We start from the raw sequence: 24,087 nt of genomic DNA on the forward strand, positions 1-24,087 counted from the left end.
TTACAGCGCCCGGCTGGCGACCTGTCCGCCATGGCGGCACTCAGGTGCCCCGGGCGGCAACGGCGCGTCCCGCAGTGCGCGGCAGAACTGGGCGTGCACCAATTCCGCCTCGGCTGTCGAGAGGCGGAGGTTCAGGTTCGCTTGGGGGCGACCGTTGTAGACCAGCCACAGCGGCAGCACGCACCGGTTCTCGTCGGCCCGCAGCGGTATTCCAGGGACCCGCTCCACGGACCATCCGCGCGGGCAGCGCAGGTTGGACGGAGGACAGATCCGGGACGGGTCCGGCATCACCTGGTGGTCAAGGACGTGGCAGAACTGGGCGTGCAGTTCCTCGGCCTGTGCCGTGCTCAAGATCAGATCGAGGTCACTGTGGTGCTCGCCATCACGCACCAGCCACAGCGGCATCAAGCACCTGTCGAACTCCGGCTGCCGCAATACTGGCTTGCCCGGGATGCGGTCGATACGCCAGCCCACGGGGCGTCGCGTTGTCACCGGGCTCGCTCCTGATCTGTGCTCGGCGCGGGGGTGACGTGAGGCGCGCAGTCGGGACAGGCGACCATCCGTAGCGGTCGGTAGCCGGTCTCCACGAGGCGCACGAGCACCCCCGCGTACGTCTCACGCCCGCAGCGTAGGCACTCTTCGAGTGGCTTCACGACGGCCCTCCCACCAGTACGCCGTGAATCCACTCCGGCCCCAAGTCGAGTCCGCTGGCCGCGAAGTACAGCGCACGTCGGCGGCTGGTCTGCTCACCGGCGAGCACGTAGGGACGGACCATCGGCAGCGCATCCGCGTCGATGAACTCGGGTTTCGGCTGCGGGCGGGGCTGCGGTGGAAGCGGCAGAACCGGGGTCTCCTGCGTGGTGCGGTCTCCAGCTCGGTGGCGTTCCGCTGTCCGGCAGATGAGCGCGCTCACTCGTTCGATCAGTCGTCGCATGTTTCGGTTACTGTGATCCACGTTGATCACCCCTTGCGTGATCGGCCATGCCCCCGGACGTTGGCGCGTCGCGGGGGTGCTTGTCCCGGCTATCGTTTGGGTATCCAGTGCTTACGCGGTAGTTGACCTGACTTGACGATGCGTGGGCACTCAGTCCATGCCCAGAGGGTAACTATGAGTGACTTTGTGGACCTTGCGCGCAGGGCCCTGCAAGAGCGCGGCTACTCAATGAGGGCTGCTGCTATCGCCATGAATTACGACCTTTCCTATGTGTCTCGGGTTCTGAATAGGAAACAACATCCTTCCCGGAACCTGGTCAAGGCATTTGATGATTTAGTGCAAGCGGATGGCGCCTTGTTGGCGACTATGCTTGACGAGGATAGTGCCAATAGAGTTGATCGAACGGCTGAGAATCCATCTCGGTTGGATGCGGGAACGGTTGATGCTCTGGCGCGGATATTGAGTGCTTATAGGCGCCTGGATGACCATACGAGTCCGGCGGTGATTATCCCGGGTGCGCTTTCACAGGTTGAAGAGTTGACGCAGCTGCTTAAGTCGGCGCGTGGTCCGCATCGTGATTCTTTGACTAAGGTAGTTTCGGAGTTCCATCAATTCGTCGGCTGGATGCTTGCTCAGGATCGACAGGATAAAAGAGCAGTGGGTTTCCTGGATAATGCTCTGGACCTGGCTGACGAAGTGAATGATGGTGTCCTAGCTGCCCAGGCATTGAATTTTCGCGGATACCTCGCACGTCAACAGAAGAAACCCATGGCAGTCGCTCGTTGGTTCTCAGCCGCTGCCTCTACTCCGGGTGCTCATCCCGCTCAGCGAGTGGGCGATATGCTGCAATCGGCAAGCGGGCTCGCTGAGGTGGGAGAAAGGAATAGCGCTCTGCGGGTTATTGAGAAAGCGGAGAAATTGACAGATTCAGCCGCTGCGCTTAACCCGCCCGAAACTGCGTATTGGTTGACACCGGATTTCAATCGCCTAAATATGGGGCTCTGCACACTTTCCCTGGGTAGGTATGACGAAGCAGTAGATCACTTGACTCGTGGCCTTCAAGGACTGCCAGCGGACCAGCAGAATGCGCAATGGACGTGGGAACATAGAAATTCTCTGCGTACTGCGATCAGCTGTCAGTGATGCCGGGGCCGTGAAGGGCGCCTAGGGGTGCCTCCGGGGCAGCGGCCTGGGGGCAGTGCTTCCCCGGTTCGTGACCTGTACCAGCCTCGGAGCACCCTGCAACTCATCCGAATAACCGGTTGCAACTCATCCGGATAGGTTGCAGAGTGGTACTCATCCGGATGAGTCGGGTCGCTCGATCTTGGCTCATCATGTACTGATTTAGAAGGGTTCCAATGCAATTGATGCGTTATACGGTCAGGTATGGAATCGTTTGTCTTGTTGTAGCTGGTTTGATCGGTTTCATGAACGCAGCGGATTCGGATGCTGCGGGTGCGGCCGAGTCTCGGGTTGATCTTGTGGGACCGGCGGCAGCGGCGGCAGTGGCGTCTCCGACTGCTCCGGCTCCTCCGGCCGGACTGCCCACGAAGGGCATAGGTGTTTCTGGTTTGCGGCTTCGTGTTGATCCTGGTGTGGGCTCGGGAATCATCGGTCTTCTGTATCCGGGTGACCGCGTTTTCATCAGGGAGTCCTACGCCAACACCTATACCGATTGGGTCGGCGTGACGCTGACGCGGACCAGTGCCAGCGGCCTTCCGTATATGACGCGGGGGTACGTCTATAAGTCCTATCTGCGTTGATGCTTGGGGGGCGGCGGCGTGACCCTTCCGGGTGGCGCCGCCGCCCTAACGTGTGCGCCCGCACACCAGGAGTGAGAAATATCCGCAGTATTTGCCCCAGCTAGCTGCTCTATGTCGGCAATGTCAACAACAGCAGGTGGTGACAGTGCAAGCACGGACGGCATATGTTCGTCTACAGGAGCGACAGGAGCGGGGGGTGTTTCTGGGACGTGAGGGGGAATCGTGACCGAAGATCAAGAGTCGGAGGATAGCGCAGAAACGGCAGCGTGGGTTCCGGATGCGGATTACCTGAAAGCGTGGATGGACACGCGGGATGCTGCTGAGGTGCTGAATGCGGCGGCGGACGCTGCGGGATTGGAGCTGGAGGCGGTTCCTCGCACGGAGCGGTGCGGCTGCGGGAAAGTCCGTATGCATGCGTCTCCTGCGGACGCGCGGCGGATGGCGGGGATTCTCAGACGCGTTCGGCGTTCGCCTCCCGTGTGAGTGTTACGGGGTGGGGCAGATAGGGAAAGCGGGTAGCGCTGGCGGGCTTTGGGCTGGAGCTGCCACGGGGCGAGAGATCAGGGGCTCGTAAGCTTGCTGCGACTCGGGCAGCACCTAGCCTGCCCGCAAAGGCCCGAAGTGAGCCCCTGATCTTCGAGGCTCGCCCCGTGGTGGCTGCCTAAAGCCCGCTAGCCCCGGCCGACCCGGTGTCATGAAGAGAAAGCCGAATACAGACAGGGGACGGACTGTGCCGACAAGGAAGCTGCGTACACGAGGGCGGGGACGTGTGGAAGTGCGCACCGACCGCAAAGGGGCTCAGCGAGTGTGCTGCACGGGCTGCGGTGCGTCGCTTTTGGTGCCCTGGCCTGCCTCCGCGACTGCTCGGCAGCGGCAGCATGCCGCCTCGTGCACGGCATGACAGACGGTGAACACGCCCTGGTGCGGCTGGCGACGGTCGGCATGGTCTTTGAGCTGGTCATTTAGGCTCTGACCGGCCGTCGCCGGCGTCCCGCGGTGGCTACTTTCTGTGTTCGGGTCCGCGCCGTGTCCTCTGGGTGTCAACAGCGGGCAGCGTCCGCAGCTTCGTGTGCAGCGGCCTCGCCGGTGAACGTGACCTGGCTCCGCCTGCGCCGACATTCCCCGGGCTGCGAGCGCTGTCCCTCGGCTCCCGAGGGCACCTGGGCGTGACGCCACTTGCTCAGCTGTCCACTGGTTGGGTTCGTGCTCGGAGGGTGGTGAGGAACTGCGGCTGCCGCTTGGGGCGAGACCGGCCGGAGGCCGCAGCTCGCCCAAGGGCGGCGGGACGCAGGCGCGCCGCAGGCGCGCCCTTGAAGAAGTAGAGAAAATCTACGCCAGGCCGGACTGAGGACGGGTGGCGGTGATGCGGTAGGTGAGGCTGCTGCGAGCGGCGCTGGTGCGCAGCTCTTCAAAGATCAGGGGTCCGCTGGCTGCGTGGGTGATGCGGTGGGTGACCAGGAGCGGCGCGGGCTCGGCCATGGCCAGCGCAGAGCGCTCGTCGGGGAGTGCGGCGCGGGCGCTGACGGCCTCTGTCCAGGTGAGCGGGGAGTATCCGGCGGCAGCCAAGTGGCCATAGATCGTGTCCAGTTCGGCGCGGGGGTCCTCGGCCAGTACGGGTGCGTGCTCTGCAACGTCGAACGGGATGGCCAGCCGGTGCTGTACGCGTGGCCCGCCGTCCGGCTTGATCAACCGGTCGACAAGGAAGGCGGCGGCGCCCGGACGTTGCAGCAGCTCTGCTGCCACTCCGCAGAGATGGGCGCGGTTGACGGTGGGGGATTCGGCTTTGCTGAAGAGATCGCCTGTGTCGTAGCCCTTGCCTCGACGCGTGATTGATCGGTTGATGCTCGTCGTGGTGGTCGCGGGCTGGCGCACGAAGGAACCGCGTCCTTGCTCGCTGAACACGAGGCCCGTTGAGCGCAGCTCTGCGACGGCGGCGCGCACCGTCAGCCGTCCGACGCCGTACTCCGCCATGAGCTGTGACTCGCTTGGAAGCTTGGTCCCCGGTTGATACCTCCCCGTCGTGATGGCCTCGGCGAGTGCTGAGGCTAGCTGCCGGTACATGGACCCTTCGGGGTCCCCAAGTCTCCGTGTGATCTGACTGGGCATGCCTGGCGCTCCTTCGCTGCGCTTGCGAGCGGCCTGACCTGGTGAAAGGGCCTGCTCATCCGCACATGTTCACCTGCCTATCAGGATAAGTGCTTGCCGGGGTGGGTCAACCGGACACATACTGCTCGCCACTCATCCGCATAAGTGGGTGAGGTTGGAGAGTGAAGGGATACAGGCTGATGCAACGGATGCCGATTGATACGGGGCGGCTTGGAACGCTGATGTGTGTGGTGGCGCCGGAGCCCAGGGTTGACCGGGAGACGGGAGCGGTCCGGACCACGAGGGAAGGTGCCCCCTTGTACGTGGTGGGGGTGCTGGCTCGGCAGGCTGATTCCCGGCGGGCTGATGTGCTTGAGGTGACGGTGGAAGGCGAGCCGCGCGGGCTCGCTGAGGGCGTGCGGGTCACGCTCAGGGAGTTGACGGCCATGCAGTGGGAGATAGACGGCCGTCATGGAATCTCCTTCCGTGCGGCGGAAGTCGCTGCGGCCCCTGCGGCTGAGGGCTCCGCATCCGCTCCGGCGGCTCGTGGCAAGTCGAGTTCGGGTGGTGACTCATGAACGGCTGGGTGGACCTGCGGCACTTCCTGGACGAGCTGCCCGCTGCGGGACGGCACATGGAGCACCTGCACGCGACGGGGGAACCGCCAGAGGTTCGGGCGTCGTTCCTCACTGACCTCGGGATGAGCTTGACCGAGGGCGCGCGAATCGCCCGGATGTTGGCGCGGGAAGCACGCATCCCCGGCGTCCCGCCGGGGCAGTGGCCCGAACTGCGGGCGCTGTTGCAGCAACTCGGTACGGACGTCGAACTGACGGATCGGATCATGCACGATCCGCAGAAGACACAGAAGTCCGAAGCGCTCTTCTTGTCGCTCCTGGCGGGCAGCATGCTGGCCAGCACTGACCTGACGCTGAGCCTTCTGCATCGCGTCCGACAGGGCGACAGCGGAGGCGGCAGTGACTGACGAACGCCAAGACGCCGTGGCCCAACGACTGATGCGGGACTTACGCATCATTGCGGGAGCTGAGGCGCTGCTGACCGCCCTGGAAGGCGGCGGCCTGGTAGCGGAAGCCCTCGTGCTGGTTCAGCGGCACGCGACCAGCGCGGCGGACGCGGCCAACGTGCTGCTGCGGGATATGAGGGAGCAACAGAGCCGGTCCGAGTGGTGGTCCTCCCCGTCACCGGGGGGCGGTGATGGCTGACGCTCTGGAACTGATCCTTTGGCTGATCTTGCTGGCGCTGTGCTTGGCGCTGCTGACGCGACGGCATTGGGAGAAGCCTCTCCCAAGGTGGGCGGCCAGCGTGGCGGCCTGGCCGTGGCGCTGGTGGCTCGTTGGGTTCCCCGTGACGCTGTGCAGAGTGCGGTTCACGTGGCGCCGCCTGAGCGCCCATGCGGGTCTCTCCGTCGTCAAGCGGCCGTCCTTCGCCGTGATTGGAGATCAGGCAATGCGGGGGATGGCGCTGCGGCCGGTACCGGCACGGCTGGGAATGATCCGGCCGACTCGGAGCGGCCTGAAAGTCTGGGCACGTCTCCAACCCGGCCAGACACCGAGGGAGTTCATAGACGCTGCACCGGTGCTGACGCACGCGTGGCGGATGCACAGTGTGCGGGTCCGCTCGGCGCGGCGCGGTCATCTGGAGATCACAGCCACAGCACATGATCCGCTGCGGGCCGCAGCTCTTGTGCCTCCGGCGGAAGTCGCGTCGGCTCTGCCGCTGCTGTCGGCACGAGTGGGCACGCTGGAGGTGGGCGGCGAGTGGGTGCTCGATCTGCGGGCCGTGCCGCATTACCTGGTGACCGGTGCGACGCAGAGCGGCAAGTCAACGTGGATGGCGGCCTTGGTCTGTGCCCTCGCGCCGCAACCCGTCGCCCTGGTCGGGATCGACTGCAAGGGCGGTATGGAGCTTTCCCTGTTTGCTCCCCGGCTGAGTGCGCTTGCTGAGAGCCGCACACAAGCGGTCACGCTCCTGGACACGCTCTTGGAAGAGATGCAGCGCCGGATGAGCTTGTGCCGGACGGCGGGCGCCCGGTCCATTTGGGACCTGAGCGAAGATGCGCGGCCGGTTCCCGTCGTCGTGCTGGTTGACGAGATCGCAGAGCTGTACCTGTCGGACGGTTCCAAAGAGGGGCGCGAAGAGGTGGCGTCCTGTTCGACGGGGCTGCTGCGTATCGCTCAGCTCGGCCGTGCTCTTGGGATCTACCTGGTTGCGGCGGGCCAGCGGTTCGGCTCAGAGCTGGGCGGCAAGGTCACCGCGCTTCGCGCGCAGCTCGGCGGGCGGATCTGCCACCGGGTCAGTGATCCGGAGACGGCACAGATGACCCTGGGCGACCTGGCGCCGGATGCTGTCGGCATAGCGCAGACCATCGGCACGGATGAGCCAGGCGTATCTGTGACCACGACTAGCGGCGGCCAGTGGACACGCGCCCGCTGTGTTTACCGCTCTTCGGAAGAGGTCGAGGAGATCGCTCGTCAGCACTCTGATATGACACCCCCATTCCCGGGGCTCTCATGAATGAGGTAGCCGAATGGACCAAGTAGTAAGCGAAGAAGTCGCTTTACCTCTTGTGGTGGTTCTCGGAATTGTCGCCGTATTGCTGGTTCGTTCTCAGGAGATTCGGGTGTGGCATGCGATAGTTCTTTTCCTGTTCGGTATCTATATGGCGCTGACACCTGCGGTATTCATCGTGACTGATCTGGTGTATTGGGTGTATTCCCGGTTCACGTTCTGATTTGGGAGAAGGAGCGTATGCCGCACCGATACATACGCTGCCCCTACTGTCGGCGTCTGAGAATCCGAACCCCCGGGGGCCGTCTGCGTCGCTGCTGGTGCTGCCGTAGGCGCCGTGGGCCTTGGCGCCCGCACTGACCCCCAATCCGTCTACTACTAAGGAGAGTTCCGTGCCCGTCCGTCTCGCTCCCGTCTCATTCCGAATTGAAACAAGAGAAAGGTCTCCGCCGTGACGGAACCGCACCACCATGCAGAACACGAATTGGGGCGCCCCGTTTCCTCGGACGCGGGGCGCCCGCTGCTGTCTGAAACAGAAAAGGATCTCATCCGGGTTGCTTCTCGCGAGGGGTTTCGGCGCTGGCTTGGCCAGATTCAGAATGTAGGCGGCTGTGCTCATCCCATATATCTTGCAGGGCGCGCGGTCACACGAGACACACGCACCGGTGAGATTCTGGAGGAGTACACCACGGGCACCGAGCCCGGAGGGGCTATAGCGGTTCGCTGCCGGAACCGGCGTGCCAATGTGTGCCCTTCCTGCGCGCGGCTGCATAGCGGTGACACCTTCCAACTCGTGCGCGCTGGGCTCGTAGGAGGAAAAGGCGTCCCCGATACAGTCTCGGGGCACCCGCGTCTCTTCGTGACGCTCACCGCACCGTCCTTCGGTGCTGTGCATCGGAGGGGCGACGTGTGCCGCCCTAGGGGGAGAAAATCATCGTGCGCACACGGGCATGATTTGCGGTGTGCAATGGAGCACGCCGACATTGATCCGCTGTGCGGTCAGCCGCTGTGTGCACGGTGTTATGACTACACAGCGCATGTGCTGTGGAATGCGCATGCGGGGGTATTGTGGAATCGAACCTGTGATTCGATTCGGCGCCGACTGGCTACGGCTGCGGGAATCTCGCGTGCTGCATTCAGCAGAAAAGCGAGGGTGAGTTTCGCAAAGGTGGCGGAATACCAGCTCCGAGGGGCAATCCACTTTCACGCGATTATTCGGATGGATGGGCCGACTGGCGCGAGTGGGACTCCCCCGAGCTGGGGTACCGAAGAATTCCTAGAGAATGCAGTTCGTGACGCCGTGCTGTCTATATCTGTCCGCATGCCCTACGTGGCCGACCTTGGGGAATATGAATTCACCTGGGGTAAACAGGTCGACATCCGGCCGATTCGTTCACTCGAAAAAGATACGTCGATGCAAGCGGCGGCGGTGGCGGGATATATCGGAAAGTACGTCACGAAAAGTGTGACGGAATCCGGCATCGACCGGCCTGTCACTGCTCGTCATCAGATAGGACTGAGGGGCGCCAGTCCGCATGTGCGTTCACTCATGTACGCCTGCTGGCGCCTCGGCGGCCTATGTGAACTGAAGCCCCTGCGGCTTCGAGCCTGGGTGCACACCCTGGGGTACCGGGGTCACTGTCTCACCAAATCCCGGCGCTACTCCACTACTTACAAGGATCTGCGGGCAAACCGCGCTGCCCATTGGGGTGAGCGGAATAGCGAGAATTCAGCTACTGACTCAGTGTGGCGGTACGTCCGTTCGGGCCACAGTCCTGGGGAAGCGGAGATCTCTGCTGGTATATCTGAGGATCTGATTCGACTGAGGCGGGAAGGTCTAGCGCCTTGAATCGTGATGACCCTCGTGTTCGGCAATGGCTGGCGTACCATCTTGCTCGTGCTCCTGTTCTAAAGAAGGAAGAACGTGTTTATCTGCGTCGTCGTCTTCGGGCTTTCGGGAAGGGTGCTTCCAGTCGGGAAGAACCGTGTTCGGATCAAATGCCCCCCGACCTCGCGGAGAAGGAAGAAGGCTGATCTTATGTAGGTATCGCTTAAGGATGGAACGCTTTTCCGAAATGTCTCCGCTGCGCCAGTCGGTCAAGATTGTTTCCGAGGGTTCATCGGATGACTCAACATTCAGAGAGGATATGGCGTCCGCTATTTCTCGCAGCCTCCTGGAAGTATTCCCGATGTGTTCGTCGTAGTCGTCTTCGCTCCATCCCAGCTCTCCCAGTTTTCCGGATTCCCATTTTTCCGTAATCCGCCCTCGTTTTTGAATCTGCTCTTCTTCCTCCTGCTCTAGCTCCCTTAGTCGAGACGTTACTTCTTCCTCTTCTTGTTCGAGAGGGTTCGCAACCTGCTCTATCAGGAAATTCTCCATGAGTTCCTCTATTAGGTTATCTAAGGGCGCCATCTTTCGGGAAATCGCGCCGCACGCTCCCCCTCGGCCTCGCTGGGGGCACCTGTACACGGGGTATTTCCGCTGCGAGTCGTACTTTCCTTCCATGGGCGCCTGGCACTTAGAGCACCGAAGTATGTTGCTGAGGAGATACTTTCCGCGATTGTGTCCGCCTTGACTGGGTGTGCTGTGTTGCTCGCTTAATTTGCGCATCCTTGCTTGGGCTTTAAACCAGATTTCCGGCGAAACTATCCTGTCCCAGGAACCCATTATGGGGTTTCCTTTTTCGTCTGTGAGCAGTTTCGAAATGCCGTCGTTCCATTTGGCGGAGGTGATCCTGTGTACGCCCTTGTAGAGCACCATTCCTGCAAATCGGGGATTTGAGAGGATGGCCTTTACGGTGGCTGTCGTCCAGCCACCGCCAGTGGGGGAAGGTACTTTGTCTAGAGTCAGCTGGCGCACGATCCTGCTGTACGACTTTCCTTCGATGAACTCCTCGAAAATCCGGGAGGCAATTTTCGCCTCTTCGGGGATTTTCCTGCCAACGTCCGGTCCTTTCCTGATCCAGCCGTAACCTAGGCGACCGATTGGGATTCCGGACTCTGCGGCTCCGAGGGTTTCGCGTGCGGCACGCCGCGCGGTGTCTTGGGATTGCTTTAGCAGCATCACGCAGAGCACGCGCGCCATATTGCAGTCAGATTCCCGAACGAGATTCAGTTCACTCGTTGTGCCAATTGCGGGGCGCTTGGTCTCCTGTACGACATTCGCAAGGTCTTCGAGGTCCCTTGGCTGTCGTACCAATCGATCGAGGTCATAGAAGATAACCCCATCAATTACACCATTTAGGAGATCGCGCAGCATTTGTTGAAAATCGGGACGTAATACAACCCAGTCTGTTGACCCGTCCGGGCGGGTGATGCGGGTCTTCTTGTAGGCGCTGCTGTCCGCCTCGCCGTAGACCTTTGCGAAAGGCCCCCAGTTCAGGGCCTTGCGCTTGGCCTCTACGTCCTCGTGCTGGCGCTGCCTGGCGGTCTTCCGGTTGGTCCTCTTCTTCCTCTCCCTCCGTTCTTGGCTAATGTCTTCCTGGGAAAGGCGGAGGTACGCGCCTGGCCGCTGCGGTACGTACGACGCGTAGCCCCTCGTCAGGTCAAGGGTCGTGGCTCGTCCTTGCCCGCGTAGCCGTGCTATCGCGGGGTCATCGACGCCTGAGACGGCAGACAGGTCAAGTGTGTTGTGTGCGATGGGAGTTGACGGCATTGGTGCCTCCAGGTAGCGATGAGAAAGTACCCCGTTCAGGGTATTACCCAGATCCGTCCATCCCCGGCTATATCCGGTACTGGGACGGCGCTGCCTGGGTGCCGGGTACCAGCCGCCCGGAGCCGCGGGAGGGTGAGCCGATGCCGCAGCCGCCCGGCGGTGGCGGTGCGGGCGCCGCCGCCCAGGTCCCGGCCGCGCGTACGGCGCCGGAGGCCTCGGCGGCCCCGGCGGACGCGGCGCCGGTGCGGGACGCGCGGGAGCGGGAAGACGCGCGAGCTGTGCGGGACGCGCCGCCCGCCGAGGGGACCGGCCCGGTCTTCCTCGACGAGGCGGCCCGCGCGGCCGTGGTGCCCCGGCCGGACGCGGTCACCCCCGGCGAACGGGCCGCCGCACCCCCGTCCCCCGTGGCGGGGGCGAGCGGCGAAGCCGGTGAGCGGGAGCCCGTACTCGACTGGGACGACCCGCGCAGGCTGCACGGCAACCGCCCCGAGGCCGCCACCGCCTGGCAGCCCGGCACCCCGCAGCCCGCCACCCCGCAGGCGGACGTGCCGCCTGCGGCCGTCCCGGAGGCGGAGGGCCCGGAGCACTTCGCCCCCGAGGACGACGGCGGGCCCGGCACGGCCGCCGCCGGCCCGGGAGGCGCGAGCCCCGCCCTCGACCCGCGCGGCAGCTGGCGGCGTACGGAGGACGACGCCCCCGCGCCCGCGCCGACGCCCCCCGCGCCCGCCCCCGGCGACGACTTCACCGTGGGCATCCGCCTCCCGCGCCCCGCCGACGGCGAGCGCGGCAGGCGCCGCGCCGCAGGCCCCGGGAGCGGCGGCGCCCAGCAGCCCGAGCACACCGTGGGCCTGCGCCGCTCCGACCTCCGGGCGAGCGGCCTGGGTGGCGCGGCGTCCCAGCCGTCCACCATGGCCCTCCAGGGGCCCGTCCACGGGCCGGTCCAGGGCCCGGTGCAGAGCCCGCCGGACGCCGTCGCCCCGCCCGCCCCGCCCGCCGCGCCGGACACCGAACGGCCGCCGTGGGCACAGCAGGTGCACGACCTGGCGCAGCAGCCGCAGCCGCAGCAGGCCCCGCACGTGCAGCAGCAGGCGCCCCAGCCCCAGCCTCCAGCCCAGCCCCAGCCCCACGCGGGCGGCGGCCTGCCCGCGCAGCCGCCGGGCGGGGGGCCGGACGCCGTCACCCCGTGGCGGCCCCCCGTCTCCGACCCCTTCCTGCTGGCCGCCCAGCAGCAGGCGCGGCCCGCCGGCCTCGGCCGCCGGCTGGGCGCCCGCCTGCTGGACGGGCTGATCGTCTTCGGGGCGGCGGGCGCCGTCGCCTTCCCGTTCGTCGGCAAGGCGACCGACCACATCGACGCGAAGATCGACGCGGCCGAACAGGCGGGAGTGAACCGGCAGATCTGGCTCGTGGACGGCACCACCGGCGGCTACCTCGCCCTCGTGCTGGGTGCCTTCCTGCTCTTCGGGCTGCTCTACGAGGCGCTGCCGACCGCCCGCTGGGGGCGCACCCTGGGCAAGAAGCTGTTCGGCATCCAGGTGCTCGACGTCGAGCGCCAGGACCCGCCGGGGACGGGCGCCGCGCTGGTGCGCTGGCTGACGTACAACGTGCTGGCGCTCCTCGTGCTCGGGATCGTCAACGTGCTGTGGTGCCTCTTCGACCGGCCCTGGCGCCAGTGCTGGCACGACAAGGCGGCCCGTACGTTCGTCGCGGGGAAGTGACCGCCCCAGGGGCACCCGGGCGGGCGGGGTCCCTCTAACGGACGGCGCCGGATGCGGGGCCGCCGGGAGCGCGATCCACTCGGGGCATGAGCACTGAGCAGCCGGAGGAAGACCCGTTCCGGAGACCGCCCCCGACCGAGCCGCCTCTCGGGCCGGCGCCGCAGTCGCCCTCGGGCGGGGGCCGGCCGCCCGGCTCGCCGTACGACGAGCCGGGTGTGCCCGGGTCCCCGTACGGCAGCGCGCCCCCGCCGCCCGGCATGGCGGGATACGGCGACCCCTACGGCGCCAACCCGTACGGCGACGCGGGCGGGGCCAGGGACCCGCTCGCGGGGATGCCGCCGCTGGCGAACCGCGGCAGGCGGCTGCTGGCCCGGATCATCGACGCACTGCTCGTGGGCATTCCGGTGGGCCTGGTCATGGGCCTCCTCAGTGGCTTCGACTACGACGACACCGATACGGGCCTGTGGCAGGGGGGCGTGTACACGCTGGTGTATTTCGTCTACGAGGGACTGATGCTCTCGCGGTCCGGCCAGACCGTCGGCAAGAGGCTGCTGAAGGTGCGCGTCGCCGTGCTGCGGGACGGGGCGGTGCCCACGGGGGCGCCCGCCTGGGTGCGGGCCGTCATCTACCAGTTGCCGTCGCTCGTGCCGTGCCTGGGCACGCTCTTCTGGCTGCTGAACGTCCTCTTCTGCACGTGGGACAAGCCCTATCGGCAGTGCCTGCACGACAAGGGCGCCAAGACCGTGGTCGTCGCGGTTCCGTGACGGCCCTCAGGACGCCTGCGGAAGCCGCGTCTCCGCCGGACGGGACGCGGGTGCCGCCGTCGGCAGCGAGGTGGCCGCGGGTGCGGGCGCCGGTGCGGTCTCGGCCGTCTCGGTGCGCACCTGGCGGGAGCTGCGGGCCGTACGGGCCAGCGGGGCCGTGTGGGCGACGAGCAGGCCCAGCCCCAGTGCCACGACGGCGATCAGCGCGACGCTCAGGCCTGAAGTGGCCTCTGAGAGCAGCAGCATGGCGAGGGTCGAGCAGACAACGGTGACCGAACCGTAGACGAGCTGTGCGGGAGCCGGACGCGGCATGGCGTGATCCGTCCTCGGGGGGTGTCGGGGGTGCTGGAGCCATACGATCCGGTACGAATGGCGCGCCGACGCACGACTCTACGATGCGGAATGCCCACCTGGTAGCCGGGTAAGCGTGACCTCGCCCATAGGGCTGTGGCACAGGGGGCGCACGGGCGCACGGGGCCTTCGAGGTCACCGGGCCGTCCGGCGGAGGGGCGGACGGCCGGCCCGGCCGGGCGCAGCAACTTACTGCTGTGCTCCATGGCGAATCAAGGTCTGTCTTTTCCGGCGCACCTCCGGTCGAATACCTCCGTCAAGTCACTGCGTTTGCAGGGAGGACACCGAACAAGTGAACAGTAGACGGAGATCCATAAGATCGAGAACGGCCGCGCTGGCCACCGCCGTCGCGGCGTTGGGGGCGACGGTCCTGCTGCCCGCCGCGACGGCGGAGGCCCAGCCGCATCCGCAACCGGATCAGCAGGCGGCCACCGCGGAGCCCGCCGGCAAGAAGCCGGGGGAGCAGCAGCCCGACCACGACCTGGACGGGCCGTACAGCAAGCAGCAGCGCGCGGAACGCCAGGCAGCGCTGCAGAAGCTGGCCACCGGAGACGGCAACAAGGGTGAGGCGAAGACCCTCACCCGTGACGACTCCAAGGTGATGAAGCTGGGCGACGGCAAGTACGTCGAGCTGGAGCGGGAGAAGACCGACAAGATCTTCACGATCCTGGTGGAGTTCGGCGACAAGGTCGATCCCAAGTACGGCGGCGACCCCGGCCCGATGCACAACCAGATCGCCGAGCCCGACCGCAAGGACAACAACTCGACGCTCTGGAAGAAGGACTTCAACCGGGAGCACTTCGAGGAGCTCTACTTCGGCGAGGGTACCGAGGACTCCCTCAAGAGCTACTACGAGAAGCAGTCCTCCGGCCGCTACTCCGTGGACGGCGCCGTCTCCGACTGGGTGAAGGTCGACTACAACGAGGCCCGCTACGGCTCGAACTACTGCGGCGACACCACCTGCCCCACCGTGTGGGACGCCATCCGTGACGGGGTCAGCTCCTGGGTCGCGGACCAGAAGGCGGCAGGCAAGACGGACGCGGAGATCGCCGCGCAGCTCGCCGAGTACGACGTGTGGGACCGCTACGACTACGACGCCGACGGCGACTTCAACGAGTCCGACGGCTACATCGACCACTTCCAGTTCATCCACGCCGGCGAGGACGAGTCCGCGGGCGGCGGAGCGCAGGGCACGGACGCCATCTGGGCGCACCGCTGGTACGCGTACGGCACCGACGCGGGCCACACCGGCCCGGCCTACAACAAGTCCGGTGGCGCTCAGATCGGCGACACCGGCATCTGGGTCGGCGACTACACGGCGCAGCCGGAGAACGGCGGACTGGGCGTCTTCGCCCACGAGTACGGCCACGACCTGGGCCTGCCGGACCACTACGACACCACCGGGACCGGCGAGAACTCCGTCGGCTTCTGGTCGCTGATGTCCTCGGGCTCCTGGCTCAACAAGGGCAAGGACGCCATCGGCGACTCGGCCGGCGACCTGAACGCCTGGGACAAGTTCCAGCTGGGCTGGCTCGACTACGAGACCGCCAAGGCGGCCACGAAGTCCACGCACAAGCTGGGCTATCAGAACTACCGGACCAAGAACCCGCAGGCGCTCATCGTGGAGCTGCCGAAGAAGGAAGTCACCACCACGATCACCAAGCCCGCCGCGGGCGAGCAGCAGTGGTGGAGCGGCAGTGGCGACGATCTGCGCAACACCCTCACCCGTTCCGTGGACCTCACCGGCAAGTCCGGTGCGACGCTGGACCTCAAGGGCTGGTGGGACATCGAGGAGAACTACGACTTCCTCTACACCGAGGTCTCCACGGACGGCGGCGCCAACTGGACGCCGCTGGACGGCACGGTGGACGGCAAGCCGCTGCCGAGGGACGGCGGCGACCGCCCGGCGCTGAGCGGCGTCTCGGAGTCCTACCGGGATCTCTCGTTCCCGCTGGACGCCTACGCCGGTAAGAAGTTCGATCTTCGCTTCCGCTATCTGACGGATGGTGGGGTTGCCCAGAAGGGCTTCACCGCCGACGCCCTCTCGATCACCGCGGACGGTGCGAAGGTCTTCGAGGACGGCGCCGAGGGCGACAGCGACAACGGCTGGACGAAGGACGGCTTCTCGCGGATCGCGGAGTCCTTCACCAAGGAGTACGAGCAGTTCTACATCGCGGAGAACCGCCAGCACGTGGGCTACGACAAGTCGCTCCGGCACGGTCCGTACAACTTCGGCTGGGCCTCGACGCGGCCGGACTGGGTCGAGCGCTACAGCTACCAGAAGGGGCTGCTGGTGTGGCTCTGGGACACCTCGCAGCTGGACAACAACGTCGGTGTCCACCCTGGTGAGGGCCTGATCCTGCCGGTCGACGCGCACGCGAAGCCCGAGAAGTGGACGGATGGCGGCCTCATGCGCGGCCGGCTCCAGGCCTACGACTCGCCCTTCAGCTGGTACCCCTCGGGCGGCATGAAGCTGCACGACGACGGGGAGAAGAAGTACGTGCTGCCGAAGTTCGGCAATCCGGTCTTCGACGACCGCAAGGGTACGTACTGGTACAAATCGAACCCGCAAGCCGGGGTGAAGGTGCCGGACACCAACACCCGGATCTCGATCGTCCACCAGCCGCTCAGCGGTAAGACGATCACCGTGCGGGTGGGACCCTCCACACGCTGATTTGCATCGTTGCAGGTCAAAACATGATCGGCCGTTGCCCCCTGGCGGGCAGCGGCCGATCGCGTTTAGATGCCCCCAGTGAGTTCTTCTGACGACCGGTCCGCGGGGGAGATGTTGATCATGACTGGAGGCGGGTTCGCCCGGCTGCCCGACGGCAGCGTGATCGTCGCGCTGTCATTGCCCCGACCATCCGCGCACGGCGCGCGGGACGAGGCACGAGACGCGTCGCGGGAGGCGCGTGACCTGCGGGAGGCGCGTGACCTGCGCGACCTGCCCGCCGTGTGCGACGTACGGCCTGCCGCGGCGGACCGGCCCTGGCGGCGCAGGCCCGGCCCGGGCGCACCCGCCGAGCAGGAGCGCTACCGCTGGTCCGCGCACGCGGACGAGGCGCACACCGTGCGCGCCGCCGCCGCGGTCGCCCCCAGCCTGCTGGAGGAGCCGCGGGTGCGGGTGCTCGTCCACTCGGCGAACCGCGCGCGGGCCCTGACCCGGCTGCGCAACCTGGGGCTGCGGGCGGTCTACCTGCGCGGCAACGCGGAGCCGCCCACGCCCGACGAGATCACCGCCGTCCTGCACCACCCGGACGGCCTGGTCTGGCGCGCGAACCCGGGCGACGACACGGAGTCCTGGCACCCGATAGCCGCGCTGCTGCGGCATCCCCACCGGCCGCCCCGTACGGCCTGGGGCGTCCCCACCGGCACGCTCTGGCCCGGCGACCCGCGCTGAGACCCGGCCCCTGCGGCCGCTCAGCTCCCGCGGACCACCGGCGTGCCCGTCAGGCTCACCCCGGCGTCGCGGAGCTGCGCGAGCGCGCGCTCCGTGGTGCCCTGGGCGACGCCCGCCGTCAGGTCCAGCAGCACCTTGGTGCGGAAGCCCTCCCGCGCGGCGTCCTGCGCCGTGGCGCGGACGCAGTGGTCGGCCGCGATGCCGACCACGTCCACCTCGCTCACCTCGTGCTCCCGCAGCCAGGCCGCCAGCGGCTGCCCGTTCTCGTCCGCGCCTTCGAAGCCGCTGTACGCGGCGGCGTAGGCGCCCTTGTCGAAGACGGCGTCGATGGCGCCCGAGGCCACCGCGGGGGCGAGGTTGGGGTGGAAGCCGACGCCCTCCGTGCCCGCCACGCAGTGCGGGGGCCAGGAGTGCTCGAAGTCCGGCTGCTCGGAGAAGTGCTCCCCCGGCGCGATGTGGCAGTCGCGGGTGGCCACGATGTGGCGGTATCCGGCGGACGCGTTGCCGACGAGATCGGTGATGGCGGCGGCGACGTCCGCGCCGCCCGCGACCGGGACGCTCCCGCCCTCACAGAAGTCGTTCTGCACGTCCACGATGATCAGTGCCCGGTGCATGGCGCACACCTTTCGGCCGGGGTAGGGGCGGTTCGGTCAGCCAGCGGCACCGAGCCTAGACACTCCGCGCCGCTGAGGGGAGTAGCGGGCCCGCGGCGCGCCCATCCGGTCGTCCGCGTGCCGCCGTACGAACCGTACGTGCCGCAGCTCCCGCGCGGGGCGCTCACCGGTGCTCCGTCGCGAGCACCGGCTCGCCCCGGGAGAGCTGGGTGGCCGACATCGGGAGCCCGGCCAGTGCCGCGCGGTGCCGGGCGCGGGCCGCGTCCAGCGGCTCCCTGCCCACCGGGGTGCCGTCGCGGACCAGGGGCACCTGGAGCAGGGCGTCCGCCAGTTCCGGCGGCACCGCCCCGGTGCCGACCACCTCGGCCCGCGCGATGCCGTCCGCGTCCTTCGGCCGGGCCGCCCACTTGGTGCCGCCGTGGCTGGTCTTGCCGCCCAGGGACTTCTTCGCCACCGGCCGCAGCGGCGCGCCCGCCCCGCCGCCCGCGTCCTGGCCGCCGCCACCCGCGCCGGCGCCGTCCGGCTCCGCGCGGGCGACCAGCTTGTAGACCATGGAGCAGGTCGGGTGCCCGCTCCCGGTCACCAGCTGGGTCCCCACCCCGTAGGAGTCGACGGGCGCGGCGGCCAGCGAGGCGATCGCGTACTCGTCCAGGTCGCTGGTGACCACGATCCGGGTGCTGTGCGCGCCCAGCTCGTCCAGTTGCTGCCGCACCCGGTGGGCGACCAGCAGCAGGTCCCCGGAGTCGATGCGGACGGCCCCCAGGCCGGGCCCGGCGACCTCCACGGCCGTGCGCACCGCCGCCGTGACGTCGTAGGTGTCCACCAGCAGCGTGGTGCCGCTGCCGAGCGACTCGACCTGGGCGGTGAAGGCCGCGCGCTCGCTGTCGTGCAGCAGTGTGAAGGAGTGCGCGCTGGTGCCCGCCGTGGGGATGTCGTAGCGGAATCCGGCGGCCAGGTCGGAGGTGGCCGAGAAGCCGCCGACGTACGCCGCCCGGGAGGCGGCCACCGCCGACAGCTCGTGGGTGCGGCGGGCGCCCATCTCCACCAGGCGGCGGCCGCCGGCGGCCACGGCCATCCGGGACGCGGCGGCGGCGACGGCCGAATCGTGGTTGAGGATCGAGAGGATCACCGTCTCCAGCACCACGCACTCGGCGAAGCTGCCCTCGACCCGCAGCAGCGGGGAGCCGGGGAAGTAGACCTCTCCCTCGGGGTAGCCGTCGATGTCGCCGGTGAAGCGGTAGTCGGCCAGCCACTTCAGCGTGGCGTCGTCCACGATCGCCCGGGAGCGGAGGAAGTCCAGCACCCGGCCGTCGAAGCGGAAGTTCTCGACCGCGTCCAGCACCCGGCCGGTGCCGGCCACGACGCCGTAGCGGCGGCCCTCGGGGAGGCGGCGGGTGAAGACCTCGAAGACCGACCGGCGCTCCGCGGTGCCGGCGCGCAGCGCGGCCTGCACCATGGTCAGCTCGTACTGGTCGGTGAAGAGTGCCGTGGAGGGGACGGACACCGGCAGTTCCAGATCCGCAGGGTTCATGGCGCTGATGCTACCCCAGATCTCGTCAATCTGACGATATCGATCGCGTGACGCGGGGTGACGGAACGTGACGCGGGTGCCGCCCGTGATGCCCGGTATGCCGCCGCCGTTTGCGCGACCGCACCCCAGGGGTGGCAGCATAGGAGTCGTGAGTGTCGCCCCTGCGGAGATCGAGCGTCCGGAGTCGAGTGAACAGCACCTGGAGGTTCCGGAGCCGGACGTCCCCTGGGCGACTGTCGTGCACAACGACCCGGTCAACCTCATGAGCTACGTGACCTACGTCTTCCAGAGCTACTTCGGTTATCCCAAGGACAAGGCCAAGAAGCTGATGATGGACGTCCACCACAAGGGCCGCGCGGTCGTCTCCACCGGGAGCCGCGAGGAGATGGAGCGGGATGTGCAGGCCATGCACGGCTACGGCCTGTGGGCGACGCTGACCCAGGAGCGCTGATGGCGGGCCAGTTCGAGGCCGCGGGCGACGGCGGAGCGGCCGTCGCGCTCGACGAGGTGGAGATCTCGATCCTGCGCAGCCTCGCCGTGCAGCTGCTGGAGCTGATCGGGCCCGGCGAGGAGCCCGCCGAGGGCGAGGACCCGCTGGCCGCCCTGTTCGCGGAGGGGCCCAGTGAGCCGCCCTCCGATCCGGCCCTGGCCCGGCTCTTCCCGGACGCCTACCGGGGCCCCGGCGCCGACCTGGCCGAAGTCGCGGGCGCCGTCGACGCCGCCGGGCGGGAGGACGCGCGGACGGCCTCGGCCGACTTCCGCCGCTTCACGGAGAACGACCTGCGCGCCCGCAAGCGCGCGGACGCGCTCGCGGTCGTGCGGGCGCTGGACGCGGTCACCGTGCGTGGTGAGGGAGGGGCGGTGCTCACGCTCACCGGGGACGAGTCCCGGCAGTGGCTGGGCGCGCTCAACGACCTGCGGCTCGCCATCGGCACCCGGCTCGAGGTGTCCGACGACGAGGACGGCGGCGGCCTCTACGCGCTGCCGGACGAGGACCCGCGCAAGCCGATGGTGATGGCCTACCTCTGGCTCGGCGCGCTCCAGGAGACGCTGATCGAGACCCTCGCGGACTGACCTCGCGCCCGCCGGAGAGAAACGCCCGACGACGCCGACGTTAATGTCGTATTTCCTCACCTGTGTGCTGATATGCCTAAGGAATGCCGCGCGTCCGCGCTCCCGCCCGTCGGCACGCGACCCCGTACGAGCGGGAGGGGGCCGGACCGGACCGGCATGCGGACCGGCGCGGAGAGGGGCGCACAGGCATGAAGTCCGAACAGGATTCCGGTCTTTCGGAAGAGGGCTACCAGCGCGGGCTGGGCAGCCGCCAGGTCCAGATGATCGCCATCGGCGGAGCCATCGGCGTCGGCCTCTTCATGGGCGCCGGCGCGGTCATCGAAAGGGGCGGCCCGAGCATCATCCTGATGTACGCCCTCGCGGGCGTCGTCATCTTCTTCATCATGCGCGCCCTCGGCGAGCTGCTCCTGTACCGGCCGGTCTCCGGCAGCTTCGCGGAGTACGCGCGGGAGTTCCTCGGCCCCTTCTTCGGCTTCGCCACCGGCTGGACCTACTGGCTGATGTGGATCGTCACGGGCATGGCCGAGCTGACCGCCGCGGCCATCTACATCCACTTCTGGTTCCCCCAGATCCCGCAGTGGTTCAGCGCCCTGGTCTTCCTGGTCGCGCTCTTCGGGATCAACCTGATCTCCGTCAGGATCTTCGGCGAGGTCGAGTTCTGGTTCTCCATGGTCAAGGTGACGGCGATCATCGGCATGATCGTGATCGGGCTCGGCGTGCTCACCCTCGGCTTCTCGGACGCCGGTGAGACCGCCACGACCAGCAACCTCTGGGCCCACGACGGGTTCTTCCCGAACGGGATCGGCTCCAGCCTGATGACCCTTCAGGGCGTCATGTTCGCCTACGTCGCCGTGGAACTGGTCGGCGTCACCGCGGGCGAGAGCGCGGACCCGGAGAAGACCCTGCCCAAGGCGGTCAACACGCTGCCCTGGCGCATCGTCATCTTCTACGTCGGCGCGCTCACCGTGATCCTCTCCGTCGTCGAGTGGACCGAGTTCGGCGAGGGGGTCAGCCCCTTCGTGGCGGCGTTCGAGAAGATCGGCATCCCGCTGGGCGCCTCCGTCGTCAACTTCGTGGTGCTCACCGCCGCGCTCTCCTCCTGCAACTCCGGCATGTACTCCACCGGCCGGATGCTGCGCGACCTGGCGGCGAACGCGGCGGCGCCGCGCCTCCTGAGCAGGCTCAACTCGCGCCGCGCCCCCGCCCGCGGCGTCGCCCTCTCGGCGGCCTTCATGGGCATCGGCGTCGTCCTCAACTACGTGGTCCCCGAGAAGGCGTTCCTCTACGTCACCTCGGTCGCCACGGCGGCGGGCATCTGGACCTGGTCCATGATCCTGGTCTGCCACCTGCGCTACCGCTCCGGCGTCCGGGCCGGCCGCCTCCCGCGCTCCTCCTTCCCCGCGCCGGGCGGGGCGGTGTGCAGCGGGATCGCGCTGTGCTTCTTGGCCATGGTGCTGGTCCTGGTCGCCCTCGACGAGGACGCACGCGTCTCGCTCTACGTCGGGACGGCCTGGGCGGTGCTGCTGCTGGGCGGCTGGGCGCTGCTGCGCCGGCGCGGCCCGCGGGACCCCGGCAGCGCGGGCCGCGGCCGTCCGCAGCCGGGCGGGCACGACGAGCGCGACGAGCCGGACGAGCGCGACGGGCCCGACGAGCGGGACCGCCGGGAGCCCGTCGGCTGAGCGCCCGGCGGGCGGTCTCGGGCCGCGCCCCGGCCCCGCATATCCTGCACAGCATGCTGACGCTTACCCAGGAGCTGTACGAGCGGATCGTCGCGCACGCCCGCCAGGACCACCCCGACGAGGCGTGCGGCGTGATCGCCGGACCGGCCGGCACCGACCGCCCCGAGCGCTTCATCCCGATGCTGAACGCGGCCCGCTCCCCGACGTTCTACGAGTTCGACTCCATGGACCTCCTCAAGCTCGACCGCGAGATGGACGAGCTGGACGAGGAGCCGGTGGTCATCTACCACTCGCACACCGCCACCGAGGCGTACCCCTCGCGCACGGACATCGACCTGGCGATGGAGCCCGGCGCCCACTACGTCCTGGTATCGACCGCCGAGTGCGGGAACGGCGAAGGGCCCGTCTCGTTCCGCTCGTTCCGCATCGTGGACGGCGAGGTCACCGAGGAGGAGGTCACTTTCGTCACCTCCTACCAGGTCTGAGACAGGTCCGTCCACATGATGGTACGAACACCGGGTTCGGGTTCCGGGAATCGTTACGATGAGCCCATGGTTGTCCACGACGTGAGCGCACTCTCCTCTGCCGCGGGCCCGCTGCTCACGGCGCGCCTGCATGTCGACCTCTGCCGCCTCGCGAGCGCCACCTGTACGCGGCGCGCCGCCGTCCGCGCCTGAGAGCACGGCCGCACGGCGCGTACGGTCCCCCGCCTGCCCGTTTTCCTCTTCCACCAGGAGCACACCCATGGCCATCGAGGTCCGCGTCCCGACCATCCTGCGCACGTACACCGACGGCGCGAAGTCCGTGACCGGCCAGGGCGCCACCGTCGCCGAGCTGTTCACCGACCTCGAGTCGCGGCACACCGGAATCCACCAGCGCCTGGTCGAGGGCGGCGAGCTGCGCCGCTTCGTGAACGTCTACCTCAACGACGAGGACGTCCGCTTCCTGGACGGCATCTCCACCAAGCTCAACGACGGCGACAGCGTCACCATCCTCCCGGCGGTGGCCGGAGGCATGCGCTGATGCGCTACGACTCCCCGCTGGAGGCCGTCGGGAACACGCCGCTGGTGCGCCTGCCGCGCCTCTCGCCGTCGGCGGAGGTGCGGATCTGGGCCAAGCTGGAGGACCGCAACCCGACGGGCTCGATCAAGGACCGCCCGGCCCTGCACATGATCGAGCAGGCCGAGAAGGACGGCCGGCTCACCCCCGGCTGCACCATCCTGGAGCCGACCTCCGGCAACACCGGCATCTCGCTGGCCATGGCCGCCCGCCTCAAGGGCTACCGCATCGTGTGCGTGATGCCGGAGAACACCAGCGAGGAGCGCCGCGAGCTGCTCGCCATGTGGGGCGCGGAGATCATCCCCTCCCCGGCGGCCGGCGGCTCCAACACGGCCGTGCGGGTCGCCAAGGAGATGGCCGCCGAGCACCCGGACTGGGTGATGCTCTACCAGTACGGGAACCCGGGCAACTCCGGCGCCCACTACGCCACCACCGGCCCCGAGATCCTGGCGGACCTCCCCTCCATCACCCACTTCGTCGCGGGCCTGGGCACCACGGGCACGCTGATGGGCGCGGGCCGCTACCTGCGCGAACACCGGCCCGGCATCCACATCGTGGCCGCCGAACCGCGCTACGACGACCTCGTCTACGGACTGCGCAACCTGGACGAGGGCTTCGTCCCGGAGCTGTACGACGAGACCGTGCTCACCACCCGCTTCTCGGTGGGCTCCGCGGACGCGGTCACCCGTACCCGCGAGCTGCTCTCGCAGGAGGGCATCTTCGCGGGGGTCTCCACGGGTGCCGCGCTGCACGCCGCGATCGGCGTCGGCAACCGCGCGCAGCGGGCGGGCGAGAGCGCCGACATCGCCTTCGTCGTGGCGGACGGCGGCTGGAAGTACCTCTCGACGGGCATCTACACCGCCCCGTCCACCGAGGCCGCGGTGGCGGCGCTCCAGGGCCAGCTCTGGGCGTGACGCCCACCGGGCGGGTGCTTGGT

At 67.8% G+C, this 24,087-nt stretch carries 25 protein-coding genes; 18 read left to right on the forward strand and 7 right to left on the reverse strand.

The annotated features are described in order from the left end of the window. On the reverse strand, positions 1-492 hold the full coding sequence (locus H299_RS38820; RefSeq protein ID WP_158692242.1) for a hypothetical protein: 492 nt from the start codon (positions 490-492) through the stop codon (positions 1-3). A gap of 157 nt (positions 493-649) precedes the next feature. Then, entirely contained in the window at positions 650-934 is a 285-nt protein-coding gene (locus H299_RS31390; RefSeq protein WP_158692243.1) for a hypothetical protein, read from the reverse strand. Positions 935-1,108: 174 nt separating this feature from the next. On the opposite strand from H299_RS31390, the gene H299_RS37865 reads away from it, so the two are divergent. After that, complete coding sequence (locus tag H299_RS37865; RefSeq protein WP_078512354.1) at positions 1,109-2,077, forward strand: NsdA family TPR-like regulatory protein; 969 nt, start codon at positions 1,109-1,111, stop codon at positions 2,075-2,077. Positions 2,078-4,026: 1,949 nt separating this feature from the next. On the opposite strand, the gene H299_RS0100485 is transcribed toward H299_RS37865, so the two are convergent. Beyond that, positions 4,027-4,803 (reverse strand): GntR family transcriptional regulator, encoded by a 777-nt coding sequence (locus H299_RS0100485; protein WP_078512356.1) that lies wholly within the window; start codon positions 4,801-4,803, stop codon positions 4,027-4,029. Positions 4,804-4,991: 188 nt separating this feature from the next. On the opposite strand from H299_RS0100485, the gene H299_RS40065 reads away from it, so the two are divergent. The 6 genes from H299_RS40065 to H299_RS40070 all read left to right on the forward strand — a co-directional run bounded on the left by H299_RS40065 (position 4,992) and on the right by H299_RS40070 (position 9,157). Beyond that, positions 4,992-5,360, forward strand: a complete 369-nt coding sequence (locus H299_RS40065; protein WP_486587122.1) for an SCO3933 family regulatory protein — start codon at positions 4,992-4,994, stop codon at positions 5,358-5,360. After that, the gene (locus H299_RS0100495) at positions 5,357-5,764 is read left to right on the forward strand and encodes a hypothetical protein (protein WP_027746808.1); all 408 of its coding nucleotides are present in this window, start codon (positions 5,357-5,359) and stop codon (positions 5,762-5,764) included. The genes H299_RS40065 and H299_RS0100495 overlap by 4 nt, the downstream gene beginning before the upstream one ends. Further along, positions 5,757-6,002, forward strand: a complete 246-nt coding sequence (locus H299_RS0100500; protein WP_027746809.1) for a hypothetical protein — start codon at positions 5,757-5,759, stop codon at positions 6,000-6,002. Before H299_RS0100495 ends, H299_RS0100500 begins: the two co-directional genes overlap by 8 nt. Further along, positions 5,995-7,314, forward strand: coding sequence for an FtsK/SpoIIIE domain-containing protein (locus tag H299_RS0100505; protein WP_037757191.1), 1,320 nt, complete (start codon positions 5,995-5,997; stop codon positions 7,312-7,314). The genes H299_RS0100500 and H299_RS0100505 overlap by 8 nt, the downstream gene beginning before the upstream one ends. A gap of 13 nt (positions 7,315-7,327) precedes the next feature. After that, positions 7,328-7,531, forward strand: coding sequence for a hypothetical protein (locus H299_RS38825; RefSeq protein ID WP_106965684.1), 204 nt, complete (start codon positions 7,328-7,330; stop codon positions 7,529-7,531). 228 nt (positions 7,532-7,759) lie between these two features. Further along, positions 7,760-9,157, forward strand: a complete 1,398-nt coding sequence (locus H299_RS40070; RefSeq protein ID WP_486587098.1) for a replication initiator — start codon at positions 7,760-7,762, stop codon at positions 9,155-9,157. Here the strand turns inward: H299_RS40070 and H299_RS38830 are convergent. Then, positions 9,146-10,963, reverse strand: a complete 1,818-nt coding sequence (locus H299_RS38830) for a recombinase family protein (protein ID WP_106965685.1) — start codon at positions 10,961-10,963, stop codon at positions 9,146-9,148. The two genes, H299_RS40070 and H299_RS38830, sit on opposite strands and share 12 nt — an antisense overlap. Before the next feature lie 2 nt (positions 10,964-10,965). Here H299_RS38830 and H299_RS0100515 point away from each other — a divergent pair, with 2 nt between their 5' ends. Beyond that, positions 10,966-12,678 (forward strand): RDD family protein, encoded by a 1,713-nt coding sequence (locus H299_RS0100515; protein WP_486587099.1) that lies wholly within the window; start codon positions 10,966-10,968, stop codon positions 12,676-12,678. An 86-nt stretch (positions 12,679-12,764) separates the two neighbouring features. Further along, positions 12,765-13,442, forward strand: a complete 678-nt coding sequence (locus H299_RS0100520) for an RDD family protein (protein ID WP_027746812.1) — start codon at positions 12,765-12,767, stop codon at positions 13,440-13,442. A 6-nt stretch (positions 13,443-13,448) separates the two neighbouring features. Here the strand turns inward: H299_RS0100520 and H299_RS0100525 are convergent, their stop codons facing one another. Continuing rightward, the gene (locus H299_RS0100525; RefSeq protein ID WP_027746813.1) at positions 13,449-13,754 is read right to left on the reverse strand and encodes a hypothetical protein; all 306 of its coding nucleotides are present in this window, start codon (positions 13,752-13,754) and stop codon (positions 13,449-13,451) included. 331 nt (positions 13,755-14,085) lie between these two features. On the opposite strand from H299_RS0100525, the gene H299_RS0100530 reads away from it, so the two are divergent. Beyond that, positions 14,086-16,467, forward strand: a complete 2,382-nt coding sequence (locus H299_RS0100530) for an immune inhibitor A domain-containing protein (protein ID WP_027746814.1) — start codon at positions 14,086-14,088, stop codon at positions 16,465-16,467. 396 nt (positions 16,468-16,863) lie between these two features. After that, positions 16,864-17,193 (forward strand): hypothetical protein, encoded by a 330-nt coding sequence (locus tag H299_RS40075; protein WP_051262058.1) that lies wholly within the window; start codon positions 16,864-16,866, stop codon positions 17,191-17,193. A 20-nt stretch (positions 17,194-17,213) separates the two neighbouring features. Here H299_RS40075 and H299_RS0100540 read toward each other — a convergent pair whose 3' ends face one another. Together H299_RS0100540 and H299_RS0100545 are read right to left on the reverse strand one after the other, a co-directional pair. Further along, positions 17,214-17,807: an isochorismatase family protein gene (locus H299_RS0100540; protein ID WP_027746815.1), complete on the reverse strand. Its 594-nt coding sequence runs from the start codon at positions 17,805-17,807 to the stop codon at positions 17,214-17,216. Between the two features lie 163 nt (positions 17,808-17,970). Beyond that, positions 17,971-19,338, reverse strand: coding sequence for a nicotinate phosphoribosyltransferase (locus H299_RS0100545; RefSeq protein WP_027746816.1), 1,368 nt, complete (start codon positions 19,336-19,338; stop codon positions 17,971-17,973). Between the two features lie 139 nt (positions 19,339-19,477). Between H299_RS0100545 and clpS the strand changes: the two genes are divergently transcribed. From clpS to H299_RS0100580, 7 genes are all read left to right on the forward strand, one after another. After that, positions 19,478-19,789 (forward strand): ATP-dependent Clp protease adapter ClpS, encoded by a 312-nt coding sequence (clpS, locus tag H299_RS0100550; protein ID WP_027746817.1) that lies wholly within the window; start codon positions 19,478-19,480, stop codon positions 19,787-19,789. Next, entirely contained in the window at positions 19,789-20,412 is a 624-nt protein-coding gene (locus H299_RS0100555) for a DUF2017 domain-containing protein (RefSeq protein WP_027746818.1), read from the forward strand. The genes clpS and H299_RS0100555 overlap by 1 nt, the downstream gene beginning before the upstream one ends. Before the next feature lie 188 nt (positions 20,413-20,600). Further along, positions 20,601-22,091 (forward strand): amino acid permease, encoded by a 1,491-nt coding sequence (locus H299_RS31400; RefSeq protein WP_078512358.1) that lies wholly within the window; start codon positions 20,601-20,603, stop codon positions 22,089-22,091. 53 nt (positions 22,092-22,144) lie between these two features. Further along, positions 22,145-22,576, forward strand: a complete 432-nt coding sequence (locus tag H299_RS0100565; protein ID WP_027746819.1) for a M67 family metallopeptidase — start codon at positions 22,145-22,147, stop codon at positions 22,574-22,576. A 66-nt stretch (positions 22,577-22,642) separates the two neighbouring features. Continuing rightward, positions 22,643-22,768, forward strand: coding sequence for a putative leader peptide (locus tag H299_RS40080; protein WP_486587100.1), 126 nt, complete (start codon positions 22,643-22,645; stop codon positions 22,766-22,768). A 67-nt stretch (positions 22,769-22,835) separates the two neighbouring features. Continuing rightward, a complete protein-coding gene (locus H299_RS0100575; protein WP_027746820.1) occupies positions 22,836-23,114 on the forward strand; it encodes a MoaD/ThiS family protein in 279 nt (92 codons plus the stop codon). Then, positions 23,114-24,064 (forward strand): cysteine synthase, encoded by a 951-nt coding sequence (locus H299_RS0100580; protein ID WP_027746821.1) that lies wholly within the window; start codon positions 23,114-23,116, stop codon positions 24,062-24,064. The genes H299_RS0100575 and H299_RS0100580 overlap by 1 nt, the downstream gene beginning before the upstream one ends. The last annotated feature ends 23 nt before the right edge of the window (positions 24,065-24,087 follow it).

It is taken from the genome of Streptomyces sp. CNH287 (genome assembly GCF_000424825.1).

What these genes read in the sequence shown, in the direction of transcription:
- H299_RS31390 (WP_158692243.1), bottom strand. Translation starts at nt 934, where the DNA reads ATGCGACGACTGATCGAACGAGTGAGCGCGCTCATCTGCCGGACAGCG.
- H299_RS37865 (WP_078512354.1), top strand. Translation starts at nt 1,109, where the DNA reads ATGAGTGACTTTGTGGACCTTGCGCGCAGGGCCCTGCAAGAGCGCGGC.
- H299_RS0100485 (WP_078512356.1), bottom strand. Translation starts at nt 4,803, where the DNA reads ATGCCCAGTCAGATCACACGGAGACTTGGGGACCCCGAAGGGTCCATG.
- H299_RS40065 (WP_486587122.1), top strand. Translation starts at nt 4,992, where the DNA reads ATGCCGATTGATACGGGGCGGCTTGGAACGCTGATGTGTGTGGTGGCG.
- H299_RS0100495 (WP_027746808.1), top strand. Translation starts at nt 5,357, where the DNA reads ATGAACGGCTGGGTGGACCTGCGGCACTTCCTGGACGAGCTGCCCGCT.
- H299_RS0100505 (WP_037757191.1), top strand. Translation starts at nt 5,995, where the DNA reads ATGGCTGACGCTCTGGAACTGATCCTTTGGCTGATCTTGCTGGCGCTG.
- H299_RS38825 (WP_106965684.1), top strand. Translation starts at nt 7,328, where the DNA reads ATGGACCAAGTAGTAAGCGAAGAAGTCGCTTTACCTCTTGTGGTGGTT.
- H299_RS38830 (WP_106965685.1), bottom strand. Translation starts at nt 10,963, where the DNA reads ATGCCGTCAACTCCCATCGCACACAACACACTTGACCTGTCTGCCGTC.
- H299_RS0100520 (WP_027746812.1), top strand. Translation starts at nt 12,765, where the DNA reads ATGAGCACTGAGCAGCCGGAGGAAGACCCGTTCCGGAGACCGCCCCCG.
- H299_RS0100525 (WP_027746813.1), bottom strand. Translation starts at nt 13,754, where the DNA reads ATGCCGCGTCCGGCTCCCGCACAGCTCGTCTACGGTTCGGTCACCGTT.
- H299_RS0100540 (WP_027746815.1), bottom strand. Translation starts at nt 17,807, where the DNA reads ATGCACCGGGCACTGATCATCGTGGACGTGCAGAACGACTTCTGTGAG.
- H299_RS0100545 (WP_027746816.1), bottom strand. Translation starts at nt 19,338, where the DNA reads ATGAACCCTGCGGATCTGGAACTGCCGGTGTCCGTCCCCTCCACGGCA.
- H299_RS0100555 (WP_027746818.1), top strand. Translation starts at nt 19,789, where the DNA reads ATGGCGGGCCAGTTCGAGGCCGCGGGCGACGGCGGAGCGGCCGTCGCG.
- H299_RS31400 (WP_078512358.1), top strand. Translation starts at nt 20,601, where the DNA reads ATGAAGTCCGAACAGGATTCCGGTCTTTCGGAAGAGGGCTACCAGCGC.
- H299_RS0100565 (WP_027746819.1), top strand. Translation starts at nt 22,145, where the DNA reads ATGCTGACGCTTACCCAGGAGCTGTACGAGCGGATCGTCGCGCACGCC.
- H299_RS40080 (WP_486587100.1), top strand. Translation starts at nt 22,643, where the DNA reads ATGGTTGTCCACGACGTGAGCGCACTCTCCTCTGCCGCGGGCCCGCTG.
- H299_RS0100575 (WP_027746820.1), top strand. Translation starts at nt 22,836, where the DNA reads ATGGCCATCGAGGTCCGCGTCCCGACCATCCTGCGCACGTACACCGAC.
- H299_RS0100580 (WP_027746821.1), top strand. Translation starts at nt 23,114, where the DNA reads ATGCGCTACGACTCCCCGCTGGAGGCCGTCGGGAACACGCCGCTGGTG.